Origin of the sequence: Streptomyces sp. NBC_00259 (assembly GCF_036181745.1) — a bacterium.
Lineage (GTDB): Bacteria > Actinomycetota > Actinomycetes > Streptomycetales > Streptomycetaceae > Streptomyces > Streptomyces pratisoli.
This window is the reverse complement of sequence record NZ_CP108080.1, coordinates 2,332,587-2,346,448: the sequence shown is the minus strand read 5'-3', so window position 1 is coordinate 2,346,448 and position 13,862 is coordinate 2,332,587. Positions and strand designations below refer to the sequence as shown.

Below are 13,862 nucleotides of genomic sequence, written 5' to 3'. Positions count from 1 at the left end.
CGGCCGCAGAGGTCGTCAGACGTCGTCGGCAGCCGCTCGGCGGCCGTTCAGCAGCCGTTCAGGATGGACTGCAGCGCGGACTTCTCGGCCGAGTCGACCGAGAGGTTCCAGTAGTGCTTCGTGTGCACCCACATGCGGGCGTACACGCAGTGGTAGGCGGTCCGTGACGGCAGCCACTCCCCGGGGTCCTGGTCGCCCTTGGACTGGTTGACGTTGTCCGTGACGGCGATCAACTGCGGGCGGGTCAGGTCGTTGGCGAAGGCCTGGCGCGAGGACGTGGACCAGGAGTTGGCGCCGGAACGCCAGGCCTCGGCGAGCGGCACGATGTGGTCGATGTCGACGTCGGCGGCGGCCGACCAGGTGGCGCCGTCGTAGGGGGAGTACCAGCTGCCGCTGGTGGCCGCGCAGCTGGAGTCCTGGACGACGTTGGAGCCGTCGCGCTTGAGGACGACCTCGCGCGTGTTGCAGGCGCCCGACTGGGTGATCCAGTGCGGGAAGAGATCCCGGCTGTAACCCGAGGAGGAACCTTCCGTCTTGACGGTGAGCTGGCCGAGATACGTACGGGCGGTGGCGGCGCTGACCGGGGTGGGCGGGGCGGCCTGGGCAGCGGGCGCGGTGAGCAGCGCGGTCGCGGACGCGAGTGCGACGGAGGCGGCGAGTATGGCGGTACGGGTCACTCGACGCGCGTAGACACCTGACATGCGAACTCCTATGGCTGTGGGGGACGTTGGCCGGAGCGAGCCCTGGGTCAGGGCCCGCGCCATCGTTGCGGCGCCAGGTTGCCCGGGGATGGGCGCCAGGTAACAGAGTGGCGACATGAACACGTCACATCAAGGCTTCGGTGTGCGGTTCCGGTGCCGTTCCGGTGCTGTTGCGGTGCGAGTTCAGACGAGTTCGGACGTGTTCGGACGGGTTCGGGCAGGTTCAAGCGAGTCCTGGCCCGATCTCAGGACTCCCTGACGCGACATCAAGAGCGGCGTCGGGCCTCGGGTTTCCCCAAGGCCTCGTGGGGATCCCTAGGGTTGGTGCGTGCTGCTGCCGGTCAATGTGATGCTCGGGGTCGTCCTCGCCGTACTGCTGGCGGCCGCGGCCACCGTCGCGGCCCTCGGCCGTCTCGGGCCACGCCGCGCCCGCGAGATCGTCGTCGCGGGTGTGCGGGCCGCCGTCCAGCTCGCCGCGGTGTCGCTCGTCATCGGGTGGGCGATCCACTCGCTGCCGCTGCTCCTGGCCTTCCTGCTCGTGATGTACGCCGTCGCCGTACGCACCGCGGGCCGCCGCGTCACCCCGAACGGCACCTGGTGGCTGACCGCCCTGCCGATCGGCGCGGGCGTCGTACCCGTCGTCGCCGCGCTGCTGCTCACCGGGCTCGTCCCGGTCAAGGGCATCGCGCTCATCCCCGTGACCGGCATCCTCATCGGCGGCGCACTGACCGCGACGGTCCTCGGCGGGCGGCGCGCCCTCGACGAACTCGCGACCCGGCACGGGGAGGTGGAGGCCGGGATGGCGCTCGGGCTGCCCGACCGCGAGGCCCGGATGGAGGTGGCGCGCGACGCGGCGTCCGACGCGCTGCTGCCGGGGCTCGACCAGACCAGGACGGTGGGCCTGGTCACCCTCCCCGGCGCGTTCGTCGGGATGCTGCTGGGCGGGGCGTCACCGCTCCAGGCGGGGGCGGTGCAGCTGTTCGTCCTGGTGGGGCTGATGGCGGTGCAGGCGGTCGCGGTCGCGCTGGTGCTGGAGCTGGTGGCGCGGGGGCGGCTGCACCGGGAGGTGGCGCGGAAGGAGCCGGGGGAGGTGGCGCGCGAGGAGGCACGGGAGATGGGTGACAGGCCGTCCAGTGGCGGGGCGGAGGGTGGCGAGGCCGGCGGTGAGGGGCATGCGGGGGGCGAGGCCGGCGGTGAGGGGCCTGCCGGTGGCCGGCCGGAACGGGACCAAGGTCCCTGACGGCGGCGGGCGGGCGTCGCGTACTCTGTACGGAGCAGAAGGGGAGTAGCTCTTCGCCGGAACGTCGACATACTGCCGGGCTCGCCCCGGCCGGCGCCCGGAGGCGGCCGCAGTGCGGCCCGCCAGCGAGACCTTCGGCAAGCAGTGACCATGACCATTCATGGCCGCTGCCGTGCCGAAGCGACCCCTGAAACGCTGGTCAGCAGGTCTCTCGGTGCGGCAGGGCCCGACCGATTGAGGAACCCCGTCCCGTGCTCAGTCTCACGATCATGGCGATCACCTTCGGCGTCGTCTTCCTGGCCGAACTCCCCGACAAGACGGCCCTCGCCGGGCTGATGCTCGGCACCCGCTACCGCGCCTCGTACGTCTTCGCGGGCGTCGCCGCGGCCTTCGCCGTGCATGTCGCGCTCGCGATCGCCGCGGGCAGTGTGCTGACGCTGCTGCCGCAGCGGCTGGTGCAGGCGGTGGTGGGCGTGCTGTTCCTCGCGGGCGCGGCGATGCTGCTCCTGAAGAAGCAGGACGAGGACGACGACGGCATCAAGGCGCCGGCCGACCAGTCCTTCTGGAAGGTCTCCGGCGCGGGCTTCATGCTGATTCTCGTCGCGGAGTTCGGTGATCTGACCCAGATCATGACCGCGAACCTGGCCGCCCGTTACGACAACCCCCTGTCGGTGGGCCTGGGCGCGGTGCTGGCGCTGTGGGCCGTGGCGGGGCTCGGGATCGTGGGCGGCAGGACACTGCTGAAGTACGTCCCGCTGCGGTTGATCACGAAGGTGGCGGCCGGGCTGATGCTGGTACTGGCGGGACTGAGCCTGTACGAGGCGATCGCGGGGTGACCTGGGCCCTGAACCCTGGGGCCCTGAGCTCTGAGTCCTGACCTCTGACCCGTGACCCCTGACCCCTGAGTCCTGAGCCCGTACCCGGGCCCGGAGGCAGGTCCGGAGGTGGGTTCGGAGGCAGGCCCGGAGGTGGGCCTCGCCGGCCGGACTTGATGAGAAGCCCTCGGCTTTGTATCGTTGGTGAACAAAGTGGTCTCCGTCCGCACTCCCTGACCGGTGGGCGGAGGCCGCTCCCTACTTCCAGGACGGCGATGTTGTCCAGCTCAGAGACGCCCCGCGCGGCGACCGCAGAGACCATCGGCTCCTTCAAGGCGCTGCTCCTCGACATGGACGGCACGCTCGTCAACTCCGACGCCGTCGTGGAGCGCGTCTGGCGCGGCTGGGCCGTCGACCACGGGCTCGACCCGGACGCGACGCTCAAGGTCGTGCACGGGCGCCAGGGCTACGCCACGATGGCCGTCCTGCTGCCGGACCGGCCGATGGCGCAGAACCACGCCGAGAACCGGCTGCTGCTCGCGCAGGAGACCGCAGACCTGGACGGCGTCGTGCCGATCCCGGGCGCGCCCGCGTTCATGGACGCCATCGCGGACCTGCCGCACGCCCTCGTCACCTCCGCGGACGAGGGCCTCGCCCGCGCCCGTATGAACGCCGCCGGGCTGCGCATCCCGGAGGTCCGGGTCACCGCCGAAAGCGTCGGCGCCAGCAAGCCGGACCCGGAGGGCTTCCTCAAGGGCGCGGCGGAGCTGGGCTTCGACCCGGCCGACTGCGTCGTCTTCGAGGACTCCGAGGCGGGCATCACGGCCGCTCGCGCGGCCGGTATGCGCGTCGTCGGCGTCGGCCCGCGCGCGGCCGCGTTCGCCCCGGACGCGCACGTCCAGGACCTCACCCGTCTCCGCGTCACGGCGGACGCGACCGGCACCGCCGTCTTCGCTTCTGCGTGAACGCCTCCGGCTGACCGCCTCTGCCTGAACGCCTCTGCGTGACCGGCTGACCGCTTCTGCCTGAACGCCGGGCACGGCCGGCTCACGGCGGCCGCACTGACCTGGGGCACGGCGCGGCTTACGCAAGCTCTGTGGGCGTGCGGCGCGCGCGCCCGGCCGCGCCGGGCGCGCTTCGGCCTCCAGCGGCTCTAGCCCCGCCCGCCGCCGTTGCCGCGGTCGTCGCCGTCCCCGTCGTCGTCCCAGCCGCCCCCGTGGGACGGGTACCGCGTCTCGGCCTCCAGGGCGCGGCGGGTCTCCGGGCCGTAGACGCCCTCGGGGTCGCCGTCGATGCCCCGGTAGGCCTGGTACGTCGCCACCGCATCCTCGACGCGGCCGTCGTAGTGACCGTGGGACGGGCCGTTGTACAGCCAGACCTGTTCGAGGCGCTCCTGGAGCTCGACGACCTCGTCACCGCTGTCGCCGGGTCGCAGGGTCCCGGGCGCGGACGGAGCGGACGGGTCCGGGGGCACCTCGCCGATCGTGGACGGAGAGGCGGGAGCGTCGGCGACCTTCGTCGGGGCCGACGGGCCGGCTTCGGACGACGCCGAGGCCGAAGGGGACGCGGAAGGTGACGCCCCGCGCGACGCCGAGGCCGAGGCTTCGGGCGAGACGGCCGACGGCGACGCCTGGGGTGCGTCGGGCGCGGCGGTCAGGAAGGGGGCCATCGTCTCGCTGTCGGGCAGCGCCCGGTCCTGCCCGTCACCGTCGCCCGCGAGCAGCCCGCTCGCATAGGCCGCGGTCCCGAGGACGGCGACGACGGCCGCGGCGGCGAGGAACACCCGGCGCCCGCGCCGACGCGCGGGCTCCTGCGCCGCGGGGCCGGAGCCCGTGTCCCGCTGCGGCACGTCGTGCCCGGACTCGTATGCGTAGGCGTACTGGCGCGGGATCTCCTGTGTGTCATCCTTCGCGCCGCCCTGGGCGCCCTGCGCCGCGGCCACCTCCGTGAGCTCGGGCGGCGGTCCGGCGGCGGGACCCGCGCCCGACGGGGCAGGGGGCCCGACATGGGGCACGTACGGCCGGACGCGCAGCGGATCGAAACCCGCCGCCGCGGTCTCCGCGCAGGCGCAGCCCGGGCCGCCCTGGCCGGCACCACCCTGTCCTCGCGGTGCTTCTGGTGCTCCCGGTACTCCCGGACCGTCCGGGCCTCCCTGGCCGGATCTGTCCTCCCCGTCACCCTGTCTGCCGCATTCAGGACAAGCGCGTCCCGTCATCGTGGGTTCCCTCCCCTTGAGCTGCCAGCGATTATGCAGCCCCTGTCCAGCGCCCGGTCGCCGCGTCCCCCTTCGGCAGGCCATAACAGGGTGGAACACCCAGGATGGGAGAAGCAGACGAGCGTGCTGCGGACCGGAGGTACGTACTCCATGGCGCAGGAACTGAGCAGCTCGGCCGTGAGTCCCGGCCCCGTACCCCGGCCGGGCGAAGGCGGGAACCGCCGCAGTGTGCTCGTCGCGATCAGTGCGCTGCTGCTCGGCCTGCTGCTCGCCGCGCTCGACCAGACCATCGTCTCCACCGCGCTGCCGACCATCGCCAGCGAACTCGGCGGCCTGGAGCACCTGTCCTGGATCGTGACCGCGTACATACTCGCCTCCACCGCCGCCACACCGCTCTGGGGCAAGCTCGGTGACCAGTACGGCCGCAAGAAACTGTTCCAGGCCGCGATCGTCATCTTCCTCATCGGCTCCGCGCTGTGCGGCATCGCCCAGAACATGCCGCAGCTCATCGCCTTCCGCGCGCTCCAGGGGCTCGGCGGTGGCGGCCTCATCGTGCTGTCCATGGCGATCGTCGGAGACATCGTCGCCCCGCGCGAACGCGGCAGGTACCAGGGCCTGTTCGGCGGCGTCTTCGGCGCGAGCAGTGTTCTCGGGCCGCTGCTCGGCGGGCTCTTCACCCAGCACCTCAGCTGGCGGTGGGTGTTCTACATCAACCTGCCCATCGGCATCGTCGCGCTCTTCGTGACCGCCGCCGTGCTGCGCATTCCGGCCCGCAGGACCCATCACACCATCGACTACCTGGGGACGTTCCTGATCGCCTCCGTGGCGACCTGCCTGGTCCTCGTGGCCTCACTCGGCGGCACCACGTGGCCGTGGGACTCGGCGCAGATCATCGTCCTCGCCGCCCTCGGGATCGTTCTCCTCGTCGCGTTCGTGTACGCCGAGAAGCGTGCCGCGGAGCCCGTACTGCCGCTGAAGCTGTTCCGGAACCATACGTTCACGCTGGTCTCCGTCATCAGCTTCATCGTCGGCTTCGCGATGTTCGGCGCGCTGATCTACCTGCCGTCGTTCCTGCAGATCGTCCAGGGCGTGACACCCACCGCGTCCGGTGTGCACATGCTGCCGATGGTGCTGGGCCTGCTGATCACCTCGACCCTGTCCGGCCAGATCGTCAGCCGCACGGGACGGTGGAAGGTCTTCCCGATCGCCGGTACCGCCGTGACGGCCCTGGGACTGCTCCTGCTGCACCAGCTGGAGCCGGCCACCTCGGTCTGGGAGACGAGCGTCTACCTGTTCGTGTTCGGATCCGGTCTCGGTATGGTGATCCAGGTACTGGTGCTGGCCGTGCAGAACGCCGTCCGTTACGAGGACCTCGGCGTCGCCACCTCCGGCGCGACCTTCTTCCGCTCCATCGGCGCCTCGTTCGGCGTCGCCACCTTCGGCTCGCTCTTCACCGGCCGACTGCGGGAACTGCTTCCCGAAGTGCTCGCCGGGCAGCAGCTGCCGCCCGGAATCGGCCCCGACCAGCTGGCCTCCGACTCGCGCACCATCCTGGAGCTTCCACCGGGGCTGCGGCCGCCGGTCCTGCAGGCGTACTCGACCTCCATCACCGACGTCTTCGTCTACGCCGCGCCGATCGTCCTCGTGGCCTTCGTCATCGCCTGGTTCCTGAGGGAGGACAAGCTGCGCGGCTCGGTCACCGCGCCCGAGGTCAGCGAGACGCTCGCCTCCAACCCCGTGCATCGCTCCTCGTACGAGGAATGCGCCCGCGCGCTGTCCGTGCTCGGCTCGCGTGAGGGCCGCAAGGCGATCTACGTCAAGATCACCGACAGGTCGGGGCTCGATGTGAGCCCGGCGGCGAGCTGGCTGCTGCTGCGTATCAAGCGGCACGGAATGGTCGAACCGTCCCGGCTCGCCGACACCACTCCCGTTCCGATCAAGGCGATCACCGAGGCGTCCCGGCAGGTGGAGGAGCGAGGGCTGGCCCGGCGGGAGGGACTGTCGCTGATCCTCACCGACAAGGGCGCCGACGCCGTGGCGAAGCTGTCGGCGGCGAGGGAGGAGTCGCTGGCGGAACTGCTCGGCGACTGGTGGGGTCCGGACCGGCCCACCGACCTGATCCAGCTGGTGAAGGAACTCACCTCCGAACTGTGCGGTTCGGACGGCGAGCGCCCCGACGTCGGCGTCCCGCACCGCGATCACCAGGCCTGGCACCATCCCTCGCCGCACTGAGCAGGGCGAGGGCGAGGGCGAGGGCGAGGGCGCGGGCAACGGCAACGGCAACGGCAACGGCTCTGGGCTCGGCCGACGGAAGCGCGGCCGTCACAGTTCCCTGCCGTCACAGCTCCTTGCCGTACCAGATGTCCATGTACGGCCCCTCGCAGTACGCCGGGATCTCCCGGTAGCCGTACCGCGTGTACAGCCCGCGTGCCTCGACGAGGTCCAGGCGGGTGTTGAGGACCATGCGCCGCGCCCCGAGACGCCTCGCCTCCTCCTCCAGCGCGGCCAGCAGCGCTCCGCCGCCTCCCGTGCCACGGAAGGCAGGACGTACGAACACCCGGGTCAGCTCGGCCCTTTCCGCGTCCAGCAGCAACACCCCGCCGCACGCGGCGGCGGCCCCGCCGTACCGCCCGACGACGAACCCCCCGCCCGGCACGGCGAGCCGTTCCACCTCGTCGTCCCTGAGCCCTTCGTCGATCTCGGCCTCGGTGACCGGCCGCCGCCAGTAACTCCCCGCGACATCCGCGTAGTAGTCGCGCCGCAAGGCTGTGGCGTCGGGGGCGTCGAAGCGCTCGGGGAGTACGGACCAGATCGTCATGCCGGTCTCTCTACCTGATCCGGCCGCCGCCCGGCGAACGCATTTGTGCGCTCCGGTGCGGAGAGCGCGGCCTCGGTCGCCGGTCGCCGGTCGTTGGGGGCGGGGCCGGATCACCGAGGTCTTCAGGGGCGCTTACCCGGGTCGTACTGCACCAGCGAGGCCTTGACCGAGCGGGCGTAGGGGCCCTCCCACCAGGGGATCGTCTCCACCAGGACCGGCCTGGTGCCGGAGGCGAGTACAAGGGCGCGGCCGGGCGGCATCGAACCCAGGTCGGAGACCTGCAGGACGCGTTCGCGCCGTACGGACTCGTTCACGGTGCGGTTGCCGGACCAGCCGCCGAACTCCGACTCACGGGTGGTGGAGAACTCGCGCAGGTCGTACTCGCCCGCCAGCTCGGACAGATCGCCGAGGAAGCGGGTGTCGGACACACCGCCGCCGTAGACACGCACGTTGGCGGCGGACCAGAGCTTCTCCATGCCGCGCTCCCCCCACACCTCGATGCCCTGCGCCCAGGACTGGAGGATCGTCATGAGGATGATGCCCCGGGAGCCGTAGTGCGAGTACAGGTCCGGCAGCGCACGCCAGCGGCAGACGTTCGCCGCCTCGTCCAGGACGCCGACCAGCGGCAGCGGCAGCCGTCCGCCGCGCTGCGTGGTGGCGTACTCCTCGGCGGCCTCGACGACGGCCACGGTCAGTGCGGTCACGAGCGGGCCCGCGGAGTCGCTGCCCTCGCGGGAGAGGGAGTACAGCGTTGAGGCCTCGCGGACGAACGTGTGCGGGTCGAACTGCGCTCGCGGGGCTCCGTCGCCCGGGGTCACCCATTTGTTGACCTCGGGGTTGATCAGACAGGACGCCATCTGCTGGGCGACACCGTAGATACCGCTGCGCTGCTTGTCCGGGGCGGTGATCACACCGGCCAGCGCGTCGGCCGGCATGAGATGCCCCGCGCCGCGCAGGACGCGTTCGGGGGTGTCGTCCTTCGGGGTGGCCAGCCAGGTGTAGATCTGGGTGATCGGGGCGTTCGCGACGGCCGCCGCGAGCAGCAGATTGGCCAGCAGGTCCTGTCCCGCCGGGTCGAAGTACGCGTCGGTGGAGGCGTCCGCGTCGCGCGAGCCCGACGCGAAGTGGTCCGCCAGCTTACGGGCCTTGGCCACATCGGTCACGTACGACAGGGGATTCCACCACCAGGTGGGCGGCTCCTGCGCGACCTGCTGCGGGTCGAACACCCAGACCGGCCCGCGTGACGCGCGCGGGCCACGGGTGGCGTCGACGACGTCCCGCTTGTTGGAGGTGACGAGTACGGCTCCGGGAGCGTCGAGGATCGCGGGAATGGCGCGCCGGGTCGTCTTGCCGGTACGCGGACCCCAGATGTCGATGTGCATGTCCTCGAACGAGCCGTACAGCGGCTGGCGGCCCCGCAAGGAACGGCCGATGAAGACGCCCGGCACATTGCCCTGCACACCGAGACGGTGGGCGGTCGCCGCCGCGCCCTTCATGGTGAGCTTGCCGAGTTCCTCGCCCTGGGCGAGATGGCGGGCCGCGTCGTCGACGTCGGGCTTGTTGCGGACACGCTGGCGCACCCGGTAGCCGGCGAGGCCGGCGCACCCGAGCAGCAGCGCCTCGCCGGCCGCGACGGCGCTCGACGCGCTGCCGGGCCAGTCGTAGTCGCCCTTGACCAGGGCGATGGCGAAGGAGAACGGGTCGTCGGGCGGGGCGGGACGGCCGTCGTACGGTGCGCCGGTCCGGGCGGCGAACCACGCGCCGGTGAGCAGGAGCAGTACGGCCACGACGAGAAGGACGATCTCGATCGTCCAGTCGTCCTCGGAGCGGGGCTTCTTCTGCCGTTCGACAGTCATGACGCACGGCCCGTCGTGAATCCGGACACCAGCGCGGTCCCGGGCACCAGCACGATGCCGGTCCCGGTCCCGAGCGGGATGCTCCTGCTCCTGCGCGTGCTCATCAACTGTCCTTTCGCTTAGGCATGTTCCGTGTCGCCCTTGCCGTCGGCCTCCGACGGATTCGTGCCCTGGGGGATCGGCACCCGGTACACGGCGGTGATCTTGTCCTGTACGTCCCACGTGCTGAACTCGACGTTCTTGCCGGGGCGCGGAGCGTGGACGATCTTCTTGCCGGCCGGGTCCCACACGATGCCGACGTGCTCCGAGCCGCGTGAGCTGGGCCGGAAGAAGATCAGGTCACCGGGCTGGGCCTCGCTCAGCGAGACCTTGTAGCGACGGAGCTTGTCCTCCTGTACGAAGGTCGTCGCACCGATGTCGATCTTGCCGCCGCTCGCCTGGTAGTAGGCCCACTGCGTGTAGCTGGAGCAGTCGAAGGTCGTCGGGCTGACGCCCTGCAGGCGCGGTGCGCCGAGCACGTACGGCACGCCGATGCCGCGCTGCGCCCAGCCGAGTGCCGCCCGTACCACCGGGTCGTCGGAGTCGGGCAGTACGCCGGTCACACCCGCGCCGTCGGGGGCGACCGGGGTGCCGCTGCCCTCCTTCGCGCAGTCCACGTAGTCGGCGTCCTTGCCGCCGTCCCCGCCGGGAACGGTGCCGTAGTCGGGCTTGGCGGACACCTTGCCCTCCAGCCACGCCTCCGGGTCGACCATGCCGGGACCCTTGTCCTGGCCCCCGACGAAGGGGTTGTCGACACCAGGGACTCGGACCTCCCAGTGGAGGTGGGGACCGGTGGTGTTGCCGGTGACGCCGACCTTGCCGATCTGGTCACCGCGCTTGACGGTGCTCCCCACGGAGACCGAGACGGTGCTCTGGTGGGCGTACAGCGTGATCACGCCGTTCGCGTGCTCGATGTGGGTCTCGTTGCCGTACGACCCGCCACTGGAGCTCTTCACCACCTTGCCGTCGGACGGGGCGTAGATCGGCGTGCCGACGGGGGCGACCAGGTCGAGTCCGGTGTGATATCCGAGGCTCCAACTGCTCCCGCTCTTACGGTACTCGGTGCCGACCTGGTAGGAGCCTTTCTTCAGCGGCCACTGCCAGTCCTTGCCGGTGGCCGGTCGCGGTTCGTCGGCCGGGGCGGCCAGCGGACGGGAGTACGCGATCGGTGCCATCGCGGTCGTCGTGCCGTCGTCGCTCGTGCCGCCGTCGCCTCCGCCGCCGTCGAGGGGCGGGGTCGACCAGGAACGTGCCGACTCGGCGGGGATGCTCAGCGCCTTCTTCGGGTCGGCGTCGTTGCCGACGGGCTCGGGGATGTCCGACTGCTTGCCGAGCGTGGGGAAGCCCGGGTTCTTGTCCACGGTCTTCTTCAGGTGCGCGTACCAGTCCTTGATCAGGCCCTTGTCGCCGGTGAGGGTGCCGCGGTAGCGGGCGGCCTGGGTGAGGACCACCCGCATGTAGATGGTGTTGCTCGCCCGGGAGCCCGAGTAGACCCGGAGCGCCTCCCACGCCTGTGTCTCGGCCTTCTGGGCGTGCAGGAAGTTGGCGGCGGCGAAGGCCGCGTCGTCGATGTTGTACTTGTCCTTCGTGCCGTCGTCGTTGCCGTCGGCGCCGTAGTCCGTCCAGGCGTCGTCGCCGAACTGCAGCAGCCCCATGTAGCCGGCGCTGTTCTTGCCGCCGGGTGCGGCCGACTTGTCCTGGCCGAACTTGGTCTCCTGGTACATCTGCCCGGCGATGAGCGTCCAGTCCAGCCCGTCGTAGCGGGCCGCGGCGCGCATCGAGGCCAGGATCATCTTCGGGGGTATCTCGTGACGGGCCGTCTCGCTCGGCATGTACATCTTGCCCGCCGGCATGATCGGACTGGTGGCGGCCTGGTCACCGGTGTTGCCGGCCTGGGCGTTGTCCCCGTAGTCCCCGCAGGCGGCCTGGGCCGAACCGCCGCCCAGACCGCCGACCAGGCCGCCGATCAGGACGATGGCGACGAAGCCGACACCGGCGACCGGCAGCATCCCGCCGCCCCCGATGATCAGCAGCCACTTGCCGCTGCCCTTCTTCTTGCCGCCGCCATCGCCGTCCGGACCACCCTGGCCCCCGGCCGACTGGGTCGCGTTCTTGGCCGACTTCGCCACCTTGGCCGCGGCCGCCAGTACGGCTGGAGCCACCATCGGTGTCTCAGCCCTCCGTCTCGTCGGACGCGCCCACGTTGCCCAGGCCGAACAGGTCGAACCCGGAGACCTGCCACCCGGATCCCCGCTTCTGGGCTGTCACCAGCCAGGAGTTGGACTCGGTACCGGTCTCCTCGCCGCCCTCGGAGCGGGTCGCGGTCACGTTCACGACGCTGGAGATCATCTGGCCGCTGCCGCGCGTGAGATCGTCGGCGATCATCGCGTCACGGACCACCGTCGCCCTCCCCTCGGAGGAGCATCGGGCGGCCAGACACGCGCCCCACTCCTTGCCGGAGGGCAGGGCCGTCTCCTGCTTCAGTGCCTCGTCACGTGTGGTGAGCGCGAGCAGCGGCGGCGCCCAGGAGGCGTCCTTGTCGGTGTGCTCGTACGTGCTCAGGCCGGCCATGTAGTCGGCCATCACCCGATGGGCCTCGGCCACTTCGGCCGGCGGCACGATGGGCCGGGGCGTGCCGGCGGCCGGCCGGGCACCGTCCTCGCCGTTCTGCGCCTTGCCGTCGTTCGCCGCGCTCGCGGTGGGGGCGGTGCCGGTCGGGGCCTCGGAGTCGTCCTCCCCGTTGAAGACGGTGAACACCACGAGTGCGCCGACGAGCAGAACGCCCATGACCACCAGGGCAAGTACCGCAGTTCGCTTGTTCTCGGCAGGTGAATCCACCGTCCCCGGCCTCCCTCAGTCAGGTCGCCGGGTCACGGTAGGGCCTGGGAAAGCCAGGGGAACGCGCGAATTCCTCATGGGGAAAGCCGAGGAAAACGGGAGGTGGGACGGGGGCAGGAAGGAGTGTGCCGAGTGAGGAAAGCCGGTGCGTGGAAATGATGGAGAGCTGCGGGGGCATCCACACCGGCTCCCCTCAAACGGTGCGTGGATCCGGTGCGTGGGGCTCGACGGGGAGCGGCTCGAAGGGGTGCGACGTGTGCCCGCCCTTGGGTGAACAGGCCGCGAACGGACCGAGATCCGCGTCCATCAGCACCCGCAGATGCGGGTCGGCGTGGTGAAGCCACCAGGTGGACATCCCGAGCGCCGAGTCGTGCCGCAGATGCTCCCAGGCCAGCCACAGCGCGGACAGCCGGGCGCCCGCCTCGGGGTGCTCCCACCAGCGCGGACACCAAGTGGCGGAGGAGCCGTTGATACGGCGCCGGACCATCTGCGCGAGGTAGTCGGAGACGAAGAGATAGACGTCCGCGAAGTAGAACTCCACGTCGTCGCCGGACGACTGCTGCTCCTCGGGACCGGTGCTCATGTCGGCTCTTCCGTACGCGGGTTGGGGTTGGTGGTGGATGGTGACTGGCGGGCGGTGGGGCCGCGGGGGCCATGAGGGCTCCGGTCGCGGCATACCGCGCCCGGTCAGGTGAGGAAGATCCCCAGCACCAGCAGGCCGACGACCACCGCGCCCATGATGAAGCGGGCTTTCGGGTCCTCCCGTTCCCACAGGTCATGGACGACGGCCCAGCCCGTCAGACGGGCGGCCCTCCCGTCGTGGATGCCGGGGCTGTTGGCAGGGGCGGACGGGTCGTCGTCGTCCCGGCCGTCGGCCGTCGGCAGGTCCGTCTCCGGCGTCCCGGTCATGCCCTGCTGCTCCTGCGCGACCATGACGAGCCCTTCCAAGAGCTCGGGCATGGTGTGCGGAGTGAGGGGATAGGCGACGGTTCCGTACGGGGTCTGCAGGCAGAGCCTCGACTGCCAGGGGTTGCCGGGCTCGTAGCCGTCGATCCAGGCCGACTGGGCGTCGACGACAGGCGTGGCGGCGGGGCCAGGGACGGATGCGGGCGGTGCGGCCTGCTGCGGGTGGGCGTACTGGTCGCTCAACTCTCGTCCTTCGCACGGTCGACGACGGCTTGGCACCCGCCTTCCGGGCACGACCTCGCATTGTGACGGAGGGCAGGATGTGCCGCCGCGCCGAGGATTCCCCGCGATTCCCAGGAGGATTCCTCCGTCCTTCCTCGCGTTTTCCTCGCGTTTCCCCGGCGGGGAAACGCGGGAGCCGCCGCGCCCTCCGT

At 71.2% G+C, this 13,862-nt stretch carries 11 protein-coding genes and 1 pseudogene; 4 read left to right on the top strand and 8 right to left on the bottom strand.

Going from position 1 to position 13,862, the window contains the following annotated elements:
• Positions 1-47: 47 nt before the first annotated feature.
• Entirely contained in the window at positions 48-701 is a 654-nt protein-coding gene (locus tag OG766_RS10535) for an HNH endonuclease family protein (protein ID WP_266374469.1), read from the bottom strand.
• A 328-nt stretch (positions 702-1,029) separates the two neighbouring features.
• Here OG766_RS10535 and OG766_RS10530 point away from each other — a divergent pair.
• The 3 genes and pseudogenes from OG766_RS10530 to OG766_RS10520 form a co-directional block, all read left to right on the top strand.
• A pseudogene (locus tag OG766_RS10530) lies at positions 1,030-1,767 on the top strand (ABC transporter permease); the annotation flags it as partial.
• 425 nt (positions 1,768-2,192) lie between these two features.
• Positions 2,193-2,777 (top strand): TMEM165/GDT1 family protein, encoded by a 585-nt coding sequence (locus tag OG766_RS10525; protein ID WP_266374471.1) that lies wholly within the window; start codon positions 2,193-2,195, stop codon positions 2,775-2,777.
• A gap of 254 nt (positions 2,778-3,031) precedes the next feature.
• Positions 3,032-3,721: an HAD-IA family hydrolase gene (locus OG766_RS10520; protein ID WP_266374472.1), complete on the top strand. Its 690-nt coding sequence runs from the start codon at positions 3,032-3,034 to the stop codon at positions 3,719-3,721.
• Positions 3,722-3,909: 188 nt separating this feature from the next.
• Here the strand turns inward: OG766_RS10520 and OG766_RS10515 are convergent, their stop codons facing one another.
• Complete coding sequence (locus OG766_RS10515) at positions 3,910-4,698, bottom strand: peptidoglycan-binding domain-containing protein (protein WP_328725135.1); 789 nt, start codon at positions 4,696-4,698, stop codon at positions 3,910-3,912.
• Between the two features lie 423 nt (positions 4,699-5,121).
• On the opposite strand from OG766_RS10515, the gene OG766_RS10510 reads away from it, so the two are divergent.
• The gene (locus OG766_RS10510; protein ID WP_328727460.1) at positions 5,122-7,203 is read left to right on the top strand and encodes an MDR family MFS transporter; all 2,082 of its coding nucleotides are present in this window, start codon (positions 5,122-5,124) and stop codon (positions 7,201-7,203) included.
• A gap of 106 nt (positions 7,204-7,309) precedes the next feature.
• Here the strand turns inward: OG766_RS10510 and OG766_RS10505 are convergent, their stop codons facing one another.
• The 6 genes from OG766_RS10505 to OG766_RS10480 all read right to left on the bottom strand — a co-directional run bounded on the left by OG766_RS10505 (position 7,310) and on the right by OG766_RS10480 (position 13,671).
• Entirely contained in the window at positions 7,310-7,789 is a 480-nt protein-coding gene (locus OG766_RS10505) for a GNAT family N-acetyltransferase (RefSeq protein WP_266374475.1), read from the bottom strand.
• Positions 7,790-7,911: 122 nt separating this feature from the next.
• Positions 7,912-9,645 (bottom strand): type IV secretory system conjugative DNA transfer family protein, encoded by a 1,734-nt coding sequence (locus tag OG766_RS10500; RefSeq protein ID WP_328725134.1) that lies wholly within the window; start codon positions 9,643-9,645, stop codon positions 7,912-7,914.
• A gap of 119 nt (positions 9,646-9,764) precedes the next feature.
• A complete protein-coding gene (locus OG766_RS10495; RefSeq protein ID WP_328725133.1) occupies positions 9,765-11,849 on the bottom strand; it encodes a peptidoglycan DD-metalloendopeptidase family protein in 2,085 nt (694 codons plus the stop codon).
• Positions 11,850-11,856: 7 nt separating this feature from the next.
• Entirely contained in the window at positions 11,857-12,471 is a 615-nt protein-coding gene (locus OG766_RS10490; protein ID WP_328725132.1) for a hypothetical protein, read from the bottom strand.
• A gap of 244 nt (positions 12,472-12,715) precedes the next feature.
• Complete coding sequence (locus OG766_RS10485) at positions 12,716-13,105, bottom strand: DUF4913 domain-containing protein (protein WP_266374482.1); 390 nt, start codon at positions 13,103-13,105, stop codon at positions 12,716-12,718.
• A 104-nt stretch (positions 13,106-13,209) separates the two neighbouring features.
• Positions 13,210-13,671: a hypothetical protein gene (locus OG766_RS10480; RefSeq protein WP_266374483.1), complete on the bottom strand. Its 462-nt coding sequence runs from the start codon at positions 13,669-13,671 to the stop codon at positions 13,210-13,212.
• Between the last annotated feature and the right edge of the window lie 191 nt (positions 13,672-13,862).

Excerpts from the sequence above, each read along its gene's own strand:
- OG766_RS10485 (WP_266374482.1), bottom strand. The coding sequence starts at position 13,105 with ATGAGCACCGGTCCCGAGGAGCAGCAGTCGTCCGGCGACGACGTGGAG.
- OG766_RS10490 (WP_328725132.1), bottom strand. The coding sequence starts at position 12,471 with ATGGGCGTTCTGCTCGTCGGCGCACTCGTGGTGTTCACCGTCTTCAAC.
- OG766_RS10535 (WP_266374469.1), bottom strand. The coding sequence starts at position 701 with ATGTCAGGTGTCTACGCGCGTCGAGTGACCCGTACCGCCATACTCGCC.
- OG766_RS10500 (WP_328725134.1), bottom strand. The coding sequence starts at position 9,645 with ATGACTGTCGAACGGCAGAAGAAGCCCCGCTCCGAGGACGACTGGACG.
- OG766_RS10520 (WP_266374472.1), top strand. The coding sequence starts at position 3,032 with ATGTTGTCCAGCTCAGAGACGCCCCGCGCGGCGACCGCAGAGACCATC.
- OG766_RS10495 (WP_328725133.1), bottom strand. The coding sequence starts at position 11,849 with ATGGTGGCTCCAGCCGTACTGGCGGCCGCGGCCAAGGTGGCGAAGTCG.
- OG766_RS10510 (WP_328727460.1), top strand. The coding sequence starts at position 5,122 with ATGGCGCAGGAACTGAGCAGCTCGGCCGTGAGTCCCGGCCCCGTACCC.
- OG766_RS10505 (WP_266374475.1), bottom strand. The coding sequence starts at position 7,789 with ATGACGATCTGGTCCGTACTCCCCGAGCGCTTCGACGCCCCCGACGCC.